Source organism: Pseudomonas sp. Bc-h, from assembly GCF_002080045.1.
GTDB lineage: Bacteria > Pseudomonadota > Gammaproteobacteria > Pseudomonadales > Pseudomonadaceae > Aquipseudomonas.
The window spans coordinates 340,726-354,339 of record NZ_MUIN01000011.1 but is presented as its reverse complement, the minus strand read 5'-3'; the positions used below and the strand labels follow the sequence as shown (position 1 = coordinate 354,339).

The window sequence follows — 13,614 nt, the reverse complement described above, 5'->3', positions numbered from 1 at the left end:
TTGGGGTGGCCAGCGCTGTGATCGACTGTTTTGCGGGGGTGTTACGACATATTTCGCTGCGGGGAATTTTAAAAGCGTTGACCGTGTTGATCGTTCCCACGCACTGCGTGGGCGATCATCTGGATCAGACCCCGGCGCGCGGTACGACGATGGTGTCTTCAGGATGCAGGCGCATCATCATCGGCGAGCCGATTGGCGGCAGACTTAGGTTGCCTTCGTGGTGGCTCGGCTGACGCAGGCTGACGGTGGGGCCGCCCTCCAGATCGACGAACACCTTCAGGCTCTCACCTTGAAAGACGATGTCGGAAACCCGCCCGCGAAGGCGGTTCCACTCGGGGCCCGAGCTGCCGTTGTCGAGCAGCAGTTTTTCCGATTGCAGCGCCAGGAACACATCCCCGGACGGCGGCACCGGCCGGGTGGTGCGCAGTGCCGTGGTGCCCAGTGTCAGGCCGTTGTTCTCTCCACGTTGCAGCGGCACCAAGGTGCTTTCGCCGATGAAACTGGCGACAAAATCGTTGGCCGGATGATCGTGCAGGCGCCGTGGCGTATCGACCTGTACCAACTGACCGCCGCGCATGATCGCGATGCGGTCGCTCATGGTCAGGGCTTCGCGCTGATCGTGAGTGACGTAGATCATGGTCGCGCCCAGGCGTTTGTGCAGGGCACGCAATTCGATCTGCATGATCTCGCGCAGTTGCTTGTCCAGCGCCGACAGCGGCTCGTCCATGAGGATCAGCTTGGGTTCGAAGACGATGGCGCGAGCCAGCGCCACGCGCTGGCGTTGACCACCGGACAGCGCCGCAATGTTTCGGTCTTCATAACCGGACAGCTCGACGGTCGCCAGTGCGCTCTTGACCCGGTCGCGGCTTTTGCTGGCGCTTTCGCCTCGGGCCCGCAGCGGGAAGGCCACGTTTTCGCCCACGGTCATGTGCGGAAACAGCGCGTAGTTCTGGAACACCACGCCTATCTCGCGCTTGTGCGGCGGCATGAGGGTGACGTCCCGTTCACCGAAGAAAATGCTACCGGAACTGACCCGGATGAACCCGCCCAAAATGCTCAGCAGCGTGGTCTTGCCCGAACCCGACGGGCCGAGCAGTGACATGAATTCCCCGGCTTCGACCTTCAGATCGACGTTGTTCAATGCCTTGAGGCTGCCGTAGTGTTTGCACACCTTGTTGACGCTGACCGATTCAAAACCTTCAGTGAAATTCATGAAGCGTCCTCCTCTGCAGAACGGGGGATTGCCCGATAAGTCTGCTTGTCATCTGAACACAGGCACAGGCCTGGTTCGTGCCGTTTTGGGCCGCTGCTCCAACAGGATCTGCTGTGCGGCGGCCGGGATGTCAGCGCTGTTCGTGAGCGACCGACAATCAGTTCAGGCCGCCGATGTGCCAGGCCTTGACCTCGAGGAACTCGTCCAGGCCGTATTTGGAGCCTTCGCGGCCGGTACCCGACTGCTTCATGCCGCCGAAGGGCGCGACCTCCATGGAAATGATCCCGGTGTTGAGCCCGACCATGCCGAACTCCAGACGCTCGCCGACCCGCCAGGCGCGTCGCATGTCCTGCGTGAAGTAATAGGCACCCAAGCCGTAAGGGGTGGCGTTGGCCAGTGCCAGTGCCTGGGCTTCATCCTTGAAACGGAACAGGGGCGCAACCGGGCCGAACGTTTCTTCGGTGGCCAGCAACATGTCGGCGTTGGCATCACGCAGGACCGTCGGCTGCACATACAGGCCTTCCCCTTGCGGAGCGCCGCCGATGGCGATGCTGGCTCCTTTCTCCAGCGCGTCGTTGATGTGTCGCGCGACCTTGTCCACGGCCGCCGCGTTGATCAGCGGGCCGATGGTGACGCCTCTCTCAAGGCCATCGCCGACCTTCAATTGGGCGACTGCAGCGCTGAGGCGTTCGGCGAAGCGATCGTAAATGCCGTCCTGCACCAGAATGCGGTTGGCGCACACGCAGGTCTGCCCGGCGTTACGGAATTTGCTCTGCATGACACCGGCAATCGCCAGATCCAGATCCGCGTCGTCGAAAACAATGAACGGCGCGTTACCGCCCAGCTCAAGGCTTAGGCGCTTGATGGTGCTTGCGCACTGGCTCATCAGCAGTTGACCGATTCGGGTCGAGCCGGTGAACGACAGCTTGCGCACCGCAGGGTTGGCGGTCATCTCGCCGCCAACGCCCGCGGGCATACCGGTCAGGACGTTGAACACACCGGCTGGAATGCCCGCGCGCTCTGCCAGCACCGCCAGTGCCAGAGCCGACAAAGGGGTCATTTCCGACGGCTTGACCAACACCGTACAGCCCGCCGCCAGTGCAGGCGCGCATTTGCGGGTGATCATCGCGTTGGGGAAGTTCCACGGTGTGATCGCAGCGACCACGCCGATGGGCTGCTTCAGTACAAGAATTCGACGGTCAGCGGCGGGGGATGGAATGGTGTCGCCATAAATGCGGCGCGCTTCTTCGGCGAACCACTTGACGAAGCTGGCGCCGTAGGCGATTTCCCCCCGGGATTCTGCCAAGGGCTTGCCTTGCTCGGCGGTCATGATCAACGCCAGGTCTTCCTGGTTTTCCATGATCAGTGCGAACCAGGTTTCGAGATAGCGAGCACGTTCGGCCGCCGGGACTTCGCGCCAGGTGACGAAGCGCGATTCGGCGGCCTCGATGGCACGGCGGGTCTCCGCCGCCTGCAAGGCCGGAACCCTCGCGATGACGCTGCCGTCGGCGGGATTGGTCACGTCGATGGTCTGGCCGTCATCGGCAGCGATCCAGGCGCCATTGACATAGGCGCGTTCGACAAGAAGTGAAGGGTCACGCAGTTGGGTTTTCAACATGATCAGGGCCTTGAGGGTACGAGCGATGGACTCATTGTAAAAATCCTCGCCCAGCCGCCGATGCCGAGATGAGTGGCTTGGCGGGTGATAGATGCTGAATTGCGAGGATTGACGGCAGGCTGTGCTGGGAGGCTGGACGCGTAACAGAGCGCCGGTTGGGCAGAAACCTACTGCGCTGCGCGAATGATCGTCCCCACGCTCCGCGTGGGGATGCATCCCGAGACGCTCTGCGTCCACCCGGCGTGACGCAGAGCGTCACAGAGGCCGTTCCCACGCGGAGCGTGGGAACGATCATCGCTCCCACAGAGTGTGGCGTGTTCCCTACTGCTTGTTGCGCCCGGCAATCACTACGAGGATCAGCGACGCGAGAATCAGGATCGAACTGATTGCCGCAATGGTCGGATCGATCTCATCGCGCAGGGCGGTAAACATGCGCTTGGTGAGTGTCTGGTTGTCGCCACCGGAAATGAACAGCGCGACCACGGTTTCATCCAGCGATGTGATGAACGCGAACAGCGTGGCCGACACCAGGCTTGGCTTGATCTGCGGCAGGGTCACGGCCATGAAGGCGCGGAAGCGGTTCATGCCCAGACTGCGCGCCACCATCTCCTGAGACATGTCGAAGTTACGCAGCCCGGCCAGCAGGGCGATGATCACGTAGGGCAGCGCCAGCATGATGTGCGCCAGCACCAGCCCGGTCATGGTGCTGATCAGCCCGACCCGCGCATAGACGAAGAACACACCGGCGGCAATCAGGATGATCGGGACCATCATCGGCAACAACAGAATGATCTGCAGCGTGCGCACCACTTTCAGGCTCGAGCTGTTGATGGCGTAGGCGGCCGCCATGCCGATCGGCAGGCTGATCACCATCGTGAAAAACGCAGTGATCAGGCTGACCCGCGCCGCCGACATCCACTCAACGCTGTTGAAGAACGCCTCGTACCAATGGAACGACCACTGCTTGGGAGGGAATTGCAGAAAACGCGCTTCGGAAAACGACATTGGCACCACGATCAGCACCGGGATGATCAAGTACAGCAGAATCGCCGCCACCACCACGGTGAATAGTACGTGGGAAAGTTTGATGTGACGCAGGTTGGCAAGCAGATTCATTTAGCGCGCTCCCAGAATGCGTTCGATGGGGATGAAGCGATTGATGCCCCAGAAGATCAGGAACACCACGAACAGCAGCACCAGACCGACAGCGCTTGCAGCGCCCCAGGCGTGATACAGCTCGACGTTGCGTTGCACCAGCATCGACACCAGGATGGTGCGACCGCCGCCCAGCAGTTCGGGGGTAATGAAGAAGCCCAGGCAGATCACGAACACCAGAATGGAACCTGCCATGATGCCTGGCGCCGCCATCGGCAGGAACACTCGACGAAAGGTGTAGAACGGTTTCGCGCCCAGACTTTCAGACGCCTGCATGAGGTCTTGCGGGATCTTTTTCATCACCGAATACAGAGGCAACACCATGAACGGCAGCATTACATGCAAGGTGCCGATGACGGTGCCGGTGGTGTTGTGCATCAGGTTCAGGGGCTGGTCGATGATGCCCAGATCAATCAGCGTCTGATTCACCAGACCACGTCGTTGCAGCAGCACCAGCCAGGCGTAGGAGCGCACCAGCACACTGGTCCAGAACGGCAGGATCACGCAGATCAACACCAGGTTGGCCCAGAATCCATGCAACCGCGAAGCGGCGTAGGCGATCGGAAAGCCCATGACGATCGAAAGAATGGTCACCAGAAAGCTGATCTTGAAGGTCAGGGCAAAAGTGTCCCAGTAAATCGCTTCCTGAAAGATGCGCAGGTAGTTGACCAGCGAGAATCCTTCTTCGGTCTGCACCGACTGCACGGCCAGCCAGCACAACGGCAGGATCAACAACACGACCACCATCACCAGCGCAGGCGCAAGCAACAGCAGCATCGAGGCGTGTTCCTTGCGCTCTTCACGGGCCAGGGCATGCTCATTGGTCAGCGGAGGCTGACCCTGATCACTGGAATCGGGGAGGGATTTGGCGAGATAAGCGTTGGACATAGGGGCCTCCCATTACTTTTTCTGAACGAAGGACAACCAGCGCTCTTCGGCTTTGACGCCGGCCTCGGACGCCCACCATTGCGCGGACAGCAGGGCCTGACGGGAAATGTTCTCAGGTGAGGATGGCAGCTTCGCAGCGCGCTCGGCCGGGATCACGCCGGTGTTGAACGCTTCGGGATTGAGTGGGCCGTAATCAATGATCATCGGCAGCGCGGCTTGCAGCTTCGCGTCGATCGCTTCATTGACGAACTTCATCGCGGCAGCCTTGTGCTGCGAGCCTTTGAGCACGCACAGCGAGTTGGTTTCCAGAATGCCCTGGTTATAGTCGAACGCCACCGGGGCGCCGGCTGCCTGCACAGCGCTGATGCGGCCGTTCCACGCCTGGATCATGTCGACTTCGCCGTCGCTGATCAGTTGGGCGGACTGTCCGCCGGAGGTCCACCAGGTCGCGATGTCGGGCTTGATCTGCTCCAGTTTCCTGAACGCACGATCGACATCCATCGGATAGAGCTTGTCGGCAGGAACGCCGTCGGCCAGCAAGGCGATTTCCAGGGTAGGGCGGGGCAGATTGCGCAGCGAGCGCTGGCCGGGAAATTTCTTGGTGTCCCAGAAATCAGCCCAAGTCTTGGGCACGTCCTTGCCCTTGAACGCATCGGTGCGATAGGCCAGTACGGTGGAGTAACTGATGTAGCCCACGCTGTAATCGTCTCTCAGTGCTGCTGGCAGCTGGGCGGCATTGGGAATCAGGGCCAGGTCCAGCTTCTCGAAAAGACCTTCCGACTCCCCGCGAATGCAGTCGCCGGTGGGCAGATCCACCACATCCCACGTAACTTTGCCGCTCTCGACCTGTGTCTTGATGATCGGATAAGCCTTGGGCGAGCTGTCCTGTTTCAGCGTCAAGCCCAGTTTCTTTGCCGCAGGCTCAAGGATCGCCTTGCTCTGCGCTTCCTGATAAGCACCCCCCTGAGAGACGAACGTGATGTCTTCGGCAAAGGCCTGGGTGGTGCCGCTGATCAATAACGCCAGACTCGCCAGCTTCAATGCGTTGCTACGGGGTTTGGTCATAAGGAAGGCTCCGGATGGTTGGCAGATTTCATAAGCGAGCTGGAGGTTTTGTTGTCGGTCGCTCTGCGGGACCATGCAGTCCTTAATGTACTGCCTTGTCCATGAATGAAGAGGACATAAATGCCCTGCCGAAAAGTGCTTTATTGCGAAATAGGGAACGCTGACGGCATGTCCTGCGTTTGGTCCTCTCGGAAAGTCCCTACGCGTAGAATTCGTATTTCCAGCGTGTGCCTGAACCAAAACTGAACGGTTTTCTCGATCAAACAAGAAAACCTTTGGTTACCTGAACTTATCTGCCTTTTCCCCCTCTCATGCCGGTAGCCATTGATCGCGGCGGCCTGATAAGCTCGCGGCTTTACTCGTTTGCCCTATTGGCGCATGAACAAGGAAACAGGATGAAACAGCATCGGTTGGCAGCGGCGATTGCCCTGGTCGGTCTGGTACTCGCGGGCTGCGATAAGCAAGCCAGCACCGTTGAGCTGAAAACCCCGGCACAAAAAGCCTCTTATGGCATCGGCCTGAACATGGGCAAGAGCCTGGCTCAGGAAGGCATGGACGATCTGGATTCCAAAGCCGTAGCGCTGGGTATTGAAGATGCGGTCGGCAAGAAAGAACAGAAACTCAAGGACGAAGAGCTGGTTGCCGCGTTCGGCGATCTGCAAAAGCGTGCCGAAGAGCGCATGGCCAAGATGAGTGAAGAGTCGGCAGCCGCTGGCAAGAAATTCCTCGAAGAAAACGGCAAGCGCAAGGAAGTCACCACTACCGCTTCCGGCCTGCAATACGAAATCGTCAAGAAAGCTGACGGCCCGGTTCCCAAGCCTACTGACGTCGTGACCGTTCACTACGAAGGCAAGCTGACTGACGGCAAGGTATTCGACAGTTCCGTAGAGCGCGGCAGCCCGATCGATCTGCCAGTGAGTGGCGTGATCCCGGGTTGGGTCGAAGGCCTGCAACTGATGCACGTCGGTGAGAAGATCAAGCTGTACATCCCTAGCGATCTGGCCTATGGCGCGCAAAGCCCAAGCCCGATGATCCCGGCGAACTCGGTTCTGGTCTTCGACCTGGAACTGCTGGGCATCAAGGATCCGGCTGCCGCAGGTAACGACGCCGCTGGCGGCGCTGCTGGCGCGGACGAGGAAGAAGAAGCTGCACCGGCTCCTGAACCCGCCAAGCCTGCAGCCAAGAAGTAATCGATAACTCGATTGCCTGTTGTACGAAAATGCCCCGTCTCGACGGGGCATTTTCATTTTTGTTGAAAACAAATCGAACCGGGCAGGGCAAGTAGAGTCCCAATACCGTTGGCAGATTGGGCAAATGTCGGGTTTGCGAGTAGGTCAGGCGCCGGGTTCAGGTGTCTCCGATAGCTTCGACGCATCCCCAAGTCAACGGTTTCTTGCGTTTATTTTTGTGAGTAAAAAACGCGCGATTTAAGCCCACGCCCTATAGAACGGGCGTTTCAGCGCCGCAGAACGGCTCTGTTCACAAGGTTATCCACAATTTGTGTGGATAACCTTTCGCGCGTGCGGGCTTGCAAAATGCCTACGGGTCCTTGCATCAGAGGCGATTGACCGATTGGTCGATTTTTATCGATATCGCTGGAGTGAATATGAAAGCACCCTGGAACTTCATCCGCTATCTACCCATGGCCAAACGGCTGATGGCGGCTGGCCGCTTACCCGCGTTGCTGTTCGCCGTGGCTGGCAAAGCGGCGAGTGAGGGCAATCGGCTGGGCAAGCTCAAGGAAGACCTCAAGCTGCTGCAAGCGCTTTGTCTGGCGTACTGGCGCGGCGAGTATCGGGCCATCAGCGGTAAGGCGATCCTGTCGGTGGTCGCAGGGTTGATGTATTTCCTCAGTCCCCTGGACGCCATTCCTGACTGGATACCGGGGCTGGGTATGCTCGATGACATCGCCGTGCTGGCGTGGGTAATGAAGAATCTGGAAGCCGAACTGAGCGCATTCCGTGCCTGGCGCGAGCGGCAGAATCCCGAAAAACTGGCGGTGGTCGAACGCCTGCCTGCGACACCGAAGTTGCTGGAGCGTGAGAAGAAGGATTGACAGCGGCCCCGCCACAACGCTCTCACGCTCTCTCCCTATCGAATTTCTGTCATCTCCTCGATTTTCTGGCGAGATACCCTCGAAAAAGTCGCTCCTGAGAAAACTCTGTCGATTACGTGCACGCAAGTTCTCCCCTTCCGCTGTTAAGATGCCGCAATACAAAGAAAAAGATTACTTGAAACAGTTTTTTGTCCTACAGGGGGTGGTATGGATCTTCAGGTCATTTCTCGTGATGGAGAGCCAGAGTACGCAGTGCTGCCATGGGCGCATTATCAGGCCCTGTTGCAGGCGGCCGGCGTTGCTCGTCCACAAGAAACCGCGTCCACATTTCAATCTGCCGAATCAACAGCCTCTGCTTCTGTCGATTTCCCTTCGTTCGATCAATTGGGCTCGCTGCGTCAGGCCAAAGGGCTGGAGCTCGCGCAATTGGCTCGTTCGGTGGGTATCAGCCCTTCATATCTTGAGTTGATCGAGAACGGCACGCGCCAACCCGATGCAGCAATTCGACGAAGCCTGGCGTGGGAACTGGGTGTTCCGGGCTGGCGAGGTGAGCCATGAGCGTACGGATCAGCCGTCAGCATTGGGAAGCGCTGCTGGCTGAACTGGATCTGGCTCGTCGGCAACGCCATCTGGTCACCTATCGCGCGCTGCTGGAACGCATTCAGCTGCCAAGCCCTGCGATGCAGACCCTTACCGCCGCACTCGAACACCTGGCCGCCATTGATGCCCGTGCAGAACAGCCGCTGCGCAGTTCTCTGGTAATCAGTCAGGGGGCCAGCCGCCTGCCGCGCACCGGATTCTTCGAGTGCGCTGAACGCCTGGGCCGTTTCTCAGGGCCGTCCGACGGCGTCGCTGCTGCGTCCTGGCATGCGTCTGAAGTGGTCAGGGTTTTCGAGTTCGAGTACCCGGAGGAGGCGAGGCCTGAGTGATCCGGCCTGCCCGTTACCGACTGACCTGGCCTCATTTGGCCAGGTAGCGCATGCCTTCTTCCAGCCCACGCAACGTCAAGGGGTACATCTGGTCTTCGATCAGGTCGCGCACGATGTTGGTCGAGGTGGTATAGCCCCAGGCATCTTTGGGGTAGGGGTTGATCCAGATGATCTTCTTGAACTTGGCCATGAAGCGGTGCATCCAGACGTAGCCAGCTTCTTCGTTCCAGTGTTCGACGCTGCCGCCTGGCTGGGTGATTTCGTAGGGAGCCATGGCCGCGTCACCGATGAAGATCACCTTGTAGTCGGCGCCGTACTTGTGCAGCAGATCCTGGGTGGAAGTGCGTTCCGAGGTACGGCGCAGATTGTTCTTCCACACCGACTCATAGATGAAGTTGTGGAAGTAGAAATACTCCATGTGCTTGAACTCGGTCTTGCAGGCCGAGAACAGTTCTTCGCAGATCTTCACATGGGCATCCATCGATCCGCCGATGTCGAACAGCAGCAACAGCTTGATGGTGTTGCGACGTTCCGGCCGCATCTGGATGTTCAGCAAACCGGCATCGCGAGCCGTGTGGTCGATGGTACCGTCTATATCAAGCTCGTCTGCAGCACCCTGGCGCGCGAACTTGCGCAGACGCCGCAACGCGACCTTGATGTTGCGCGTGCCGAGCTCGACCTGATCGTCGAGGTTTTTGTACTCGCGCTGATCCCAGACCTTGGCCGCCTTGCCCTGACGCTTGCCAGCGTCACCGACGCGAATGCCCTCCGGGTTATAGCCGCCTGAACCGAAAGGGCTGGTGCCGCCGGTGCCGATCCATTTATTGCCGCCTGCGTGGCGTTCCTTCTGTTCCTCAAGACGCTTCTTGAACTCCTCGATCAACTTGTCGAGGCCGCCAAGGGACTGGATCTGCGCGCGTTCTTCGTCGGTCAGTGAGCGTTCGAATTCCTTGCGTAGCCAGTCTTCGGGAATCAGCGCCTGCAAGTGATCGTCGAGTTTTTCCAGCCCATTGAAATAGGCACCGAACGCCCGGTCGAACTTGTCGAAATGACGCTCGTCCTTGACCAGGATCGCCCGCGACAAGTAGTAGAACTCGTCCATGTCGGCGAACGTCACCCGCTGTTTCAGAGCGTTGATCAGGTCGAGCAGTTCACGCACCGAGACCGGCACCTTGGCTGCGCGCATTTCGTTGAACAGGTTGAGCAACATGATGGTTGTCCCGCACTTATCGGAAGGAACTCAGCGATTGCCACGACGGCTCATGAACGCCAGACGCTCCAGCAATTGCACGTCCTGCTCGTTCTTCACCAACGCGCCTGCCAGTGGCGGGATAGCCTTGGTCGGGTCGCGTTCGCGCAGTACGGCCTCACCGATGTTGTCGGCCATCAACAGCTTCAGCCAGTCCACCAGCTCGGAGGTCGAGGGCTTCTTCTTCAAGCCTGGGACTTTGCGCACATCGAAGAACACGTCCAGCGCTTCGCTGACCAGGTCCTTCTTGATGTCGGGGTAATGCACGTCGACGATCTGCTGCAGGGTGTTGCGGTCAGGGAAGGCAATGTAGTGGAAGAAGCAGCGGCGCAGGAACGCATCCGGCAGCTCTTTCTCATTGTTGGAAGTAATGATGATGATCGGGCGTTTCTTGGCCTTGATCGTCTCGTCGATTTCGTAAACGTAGAACTCCATCTTGTCGAGTTCTTGCAGCAGGTCGTTGGGGAATTCGATGTCAGCCTTGTCGATTTCGTCGATCAGCAGAATGACCCGCTCCTCGGCCTCGAACGCCTCCCAAAGCTTGCCTTTCTTCAGGTAGTTGCGCACGTCGTGGACTTTATCCACACCTAGCTGTGAGTCGCGCAGGCGGCTGACCGCGTCGTACTCGTACAGGCCCTGATGAGCCTTGGTGGTGGATTTGATGTGCCAGGTGATCAGTTTGGCGCCGAAGGATTCAGCCAGTTGCTCGGCGAGCATGGTCTTGCCGGTGCCGGGCTCGCCCTTGACCAGCAGCGGGCGCTCCAGCGTGATGGCGGCATTGACGGCAAGCTTCAGGTCGTCGGTGGCGACGTAGGCGCGGGTGCCTTCGAACTTCATCGGTAAATCCTCGAACGTGGCGTGCGGACACAATGGCCACACGGCGCAAATCTGCAATAAGAATGCGCCGACTATAACGCGCCCCTCGCACGACTGTTAACGCAGACGCTTTATTCAGTAGCTGAATGGCGAGTCGCGGTTTGACTGCGTAGAAAATTGTAACGCTCGTGTCTGTCGAAAACATTCGGCGATACGATTCAGCGTTGTTATAGACGGCCAGCAGGGAAGGCAAAATGACGGAATATATGGATAGACCGAGACTTATCGCCGTTTGGGTCCTTGAGGGGTACAGGCTGGCGCTCACTTTCGCCAACAATCAGGAATCAATCGTGGATTTGAGCGGTGACGTCAGGCGGGTAGGCGTAGACGGCTTTACCTTCATCACTGTGCCTCTTTCTTCCCGCTGTCATACCGCGTGTTGAACGCTTGGACGAACGCGTTGCGCAGGATCTGCAGGAAGGCTTGAAATGCGCTGACGTCCTGTTTGTGCACGCTGCCGCTGAGTTCGACGCGGGTGGCGAACTGGTTTTTGCGCTGGTTCTTGAGCACGGTTTCGCCAGCACCGACCATCGCTTCCCAGATCGAGCGGAAAAAGCCTTTGTTCTGATTCTCGACGTCTTGCTGCCAATTGAAGATATCGACGTCGCGCAGCAAGGGTTTGATGTAGCCGCTGAGCTGGCCCTTGTTGGCATGGGCCTCGATGACGATGTCGCCGTTGCCGGCATTGAAGTCGAACTTGCCGTAGGCCGAGGCGAAGTCGTTCATCTGTTTGAGTTGCACCTCGGTGACGCGCAGTTTGAAATCGAAGTCTTCGAAGTTGCTGAACGGGTCGAAGGTTGCGGTGGTTTCCAGAGGGGCGTTGCCCAGGAGCAGGGCCTTGCCTTCGAAGCGGGCGTCGCGCTTGCCGGCGGTGTCCACCACGTTAGTCAGGTTGTAGACGCTGGCGTTGACCTTGTCGGCCTCTATTTTTACCTTGGGCGTCGAGTTGAAGTTGCTGAACGTTATCTTGCCGTCCTGAACGCGGACTTCGTTAAGGGTGATGGGCAGCAGCTTGTTCAATTGCGCACGCCAGTCAGTGCCTGCACCGGTCTGGGACTGCTGTTTGTCGGCGCCACCGTCGACGAAGTTGAGCTCGGGGCTGACAAACGCAACCTCTGCTACCACGGCGTGGTCGTACCAGAGTGAGTGCCAGCTGACCGAGAGATCGATCACAGGCACCTTGAGCAGCGGGACCGGCACCTTGCCGTCGACCTTGACGATGTTCAGGCCGTTGATCTTGTACGCCCCGCGCCACAGCGCCAGGTCAACGTCGGTCACATGGCCGCGGTAATCGCCCATGTCGGCAAGCTTGTCGTTCAAGTAGTTGCGCACCACGTAGGGCAGTGCGATGTGGACCGCGATCAGCAAGACGACGAGGCCCACGACTGTCCACAGCGGCCAGCTATAGCGACGTTTCATGGCAACGTTCTCCGGTTTACTAGATTTGTTGACTGCCGGCGTTGTGATCCGTTCGCTTGAGCTGGACGTAATAAGCACCCAAGCATAGGCTTTGGGCTTTTCCAAACCTGCACAAGGACCCGGTCATGAGCCGTATTTACGCAGACAACGCCCATTCCATCGGCAATACGCCGCTGGTGCAGATCAACCGCATCGCGCCGCGCGGGGTCACGATTCTGGCCAAGATCGAGGGGCGTAATCCGGGGTATTCGGTGAAGTGCCGCATCGGCGCGAACATGATCTGGGACGCTGAGAGCCGCGGCAAACTCAAGCCGGGCATGACCATTGTGGAGCCGACCTCCGGCAATACGGGTATCGGGCTGGCATTCGTTGCCGCCGCGCGTGGTTATAAATTGATGCTGACGATGCCGGCTTCCATGAGCATAGAACGGCGCAAGGTCCTCAAGGCCCTTGGCGCCGAGCTGGTGCTGACCGAGCCTGCGAAAGGCATGAAAGGCTCTATCGCCAAGGCCGAGGAACTGGTGGCCAGCGACCCGGACAAATTCTTCATGCCCGCGCAGTTCGAGAACCCGGCCAACCCGGCCATTCACGAGAAGACCACCGGCCCGGAAATCTGGAACGATACAGACGGCGCCATCGACGTGCTCGTCGCGGGCGTTGGTACTGGCGGCACCATCACGGGCGTGTCGCGCTACATCAAGCACACCATGGGCAAGCCGATCATCTCGGTGGCGGTCGAGCCGATGATTTCGCCGATCATCACCCAGGCCATGGCCGGCCAGGAAATCACCCCCAGCCCGCACAAGATCCAGGGCATTGGCGCAGGCTTCATCCCGAAAAACCTCGACCTGTCGCTGGTCGACAGGGTCGAACTGGTGAGCGATGAAGAGGCCAAGGCCATGGCCCTGCGCCTGATGCAGGAGGAGGGGATTCTGTGCGGTATCTCCTGTGGCGCCGCCATGCAGGCGGCGGTGCGTCTGGCGGAAAAACCGGAAATGCAAGGCAAGACCATCGTTGTGGTGCTACCGGATTCAGGCGAGCGTTATTTGTCGAGCATGCTGTTCAGCGACCTGTTTACTGAACAGGAGCTGACCCAGTAGTCGTATCGTGAGGCTCTTTGGCTTTTTACCGGGCTGACTAAGGCTT

Annotated in this window: 13 protein-coding genes; 5 read left to right on the top strand and 8 right to left on the bottom strand. The window is 59.0% G+C overall.

What is annotated here, in order from left to right; translation table 11 throughout:
* Window positions 1-124 precede the first annotated feature (124 nt).
* From BWR59_RS21970 to BWR59_RS21950, 5 genes are all read right to left on the bottom strand, one after another.
* Window positions 125-1,213 carry an ABC transporter ATP-binding protein gene (locus BWR59_RS21970; RefSeq protein ID WP_081567732.1) on the bottom strand — a complete coding sequence of 363 codons (1,089 nt, stop codon included), beginning with the start codon at window positions 1,211-1,213 and terminating at the stop codon, window positions 125-127.
* A gap of 157 nt (window positions 1,214-1,370) precedes the next feature.
* Window positions 1,371-2,831 (bottom strand): NAD-dependent succinate-semialdehyde dehydrogenase, encoded by a 1,461-nt coding sequence (locus tag BWR59_RS21965; protein ID WP_081567731.1) that lies wholly within the window; start codon window positions 2,829-2,831, stop codon window positions 1,371-1,373.
* 321 nt (window positions 2,832-3,152) lie between these two features.
* Complete coding sequence (locus tag BWR59_RS21960; protein ID WP_178111241.1) at window positions 3,153-3,947, bottom strand: ABC transporter permease; 795 nt, start codon at window positions 3,945-3,947, stop codon at window positions 3,153-3,155.
* Window positions 3,948-4,874, bottom strand: a complete 927-nt coding sequence (locus tag BWR59_RS21955; RefSeq protein WP_081567730.1) for an ABC transporter permease — start codon at window positions 4,872-4,874, stop codon at window positions 3,948-3,950.
* 12 nt (window positions 4,875-4,886) lie between these two features.
* Window positions 4,887-5,939, bottom strand: a complete 1,053-nt coding sequence (locus BWR59_RS21950) for an ABC transporter substrate-binding protein (RefSeq protein WP_081567729.1) — start codon at window positions 5,937-5,939, stop codon at window positions 4,887-4,889.
* A 395-nt stretch (window positions 5,940-6,334) separates the two neighbouring features.
* On the opposite strand from BWR59_RS21950, the gene BWR59_RS21945 reads away from it, so the two are divergent.
* The 4 genes from BWR59_RS21945 (at window position 6,335) to BWR59_RS21930 (ending at window position 8,924) form a co-directional block, all read left to right on the top strand.
* The gene (locus BWR59_RS21945) at window positions 6,335-7,129 is read left to right on the top strand and encodes an FKBP-type peptidyl-prolyl cis-trans isomerase (protein WP_081567728.1); all 795 of its coding nucleotides are present in this window, start codon (window positions 6,335-6,337) and stop codon (window positions 7,127-7,129) included.
* Window positions 7,130-7,545: 416 nt separating this feature from the next.
* Complete coding sequence (locus BWR59_RS21940) at window positions 7,546-7,995, top strand: YkvA family protein (protein WP_081567727.1); 450 nt, start codon at window positions 7,546-7,548, stop codon at window positions 7,993-7,995.
* Between the two features lie 207 nt (window positions 7,996-8,202).
* Window positions 8,203-8,553 carry a helix-turn-helix transcriptional regulator gene (locus tag BWR59_RS21935; RefSeq protein WP_081567726.1) on the top strand — a complete coding sequence of 117 codons (351 nt, stop codon included), beginning with the start codon at window positions 8,203-8,205 and terminating at the stop codon, window positions 8,551-8,553.
* Window positions 8,550-8,924, top strand: a complete 375-nt coding sequence (locus BWR59_RS21930) for a hypothetical protein (protein ID WP_081567725.1) — start codon at window positions 8,550-8,552, stop codon at window positions 8,922-8,924. The genes BWR59_RS21935 and BWR59_RS21930 overlap by 4 nt, the downstream gene beginning before the upstream one ends.
* Before the next feature lie 31 nt (window positions 8,925-8,955).
* Here the strand turns inward: BWR59_RS21930 and BWR59_RS21925 are convergent, their stop codons facing one another.
* The 3 genes from BWR59_RS21925 to BWR59_RS21915 form a co-directional block, all read right to left on the bottom strand.
* Window positions 8,956-10,134 carry a VWA domain-containing protein gene (locus BWR59_RS21925; protein WP_081567724.1) on the bottom strand — a complete coding sequence of 393 codons (1,179 nt, stop codon included), beginning with the start codon at window positions 10,132-10,134 and terminating at the stop codon, window positions 8,956-8,958.
* A 30-nt stretch (window positions 10,135-10,164) separates the two neighbouring features.
* Window positions 10,165-11,010 (bottom strand): MoxR family ATPase, encoded by an 846-nt coding sequence (locus tag BWR59_RS21920; RefSeq protein ID WP_081567723.1) that lies wholly within the window; start codon window positions 11,008-11,010, stop codon window positions 10,165-10,167.
* Window positions 11,011-11,391: 381 nt separating this feature from the next.
* Window positions 11,392-12,468, bottom strand: coding sequence for a DUF748 domain-containing protein (locus tag BWR59_RS21915; RefSeq protein WP_081567722.1), 1,077 nt, complete (start codon window positions 12,466-12,468; stop codon window positions 11,392-11,394).
* A 125-nt stretch (window positions 12,469-12,593) separates the two neighbouring features.
* On the opposite strand from BWR59_RS21915, the gene cysK reads away from it, so the two are divergent.
* A complete protein-coding gene (gene cysK, locus BWR59_RS21910) occupies window positions 12,594-13,568 on the top strand; it encodes a cysteine synthase A (RefSeq protein ID WP_081567721.1) in 975 nt (324 codons plus the stop codon).
* Window positions 13,569-13,614: the final 46 nt, after the last annotated feature.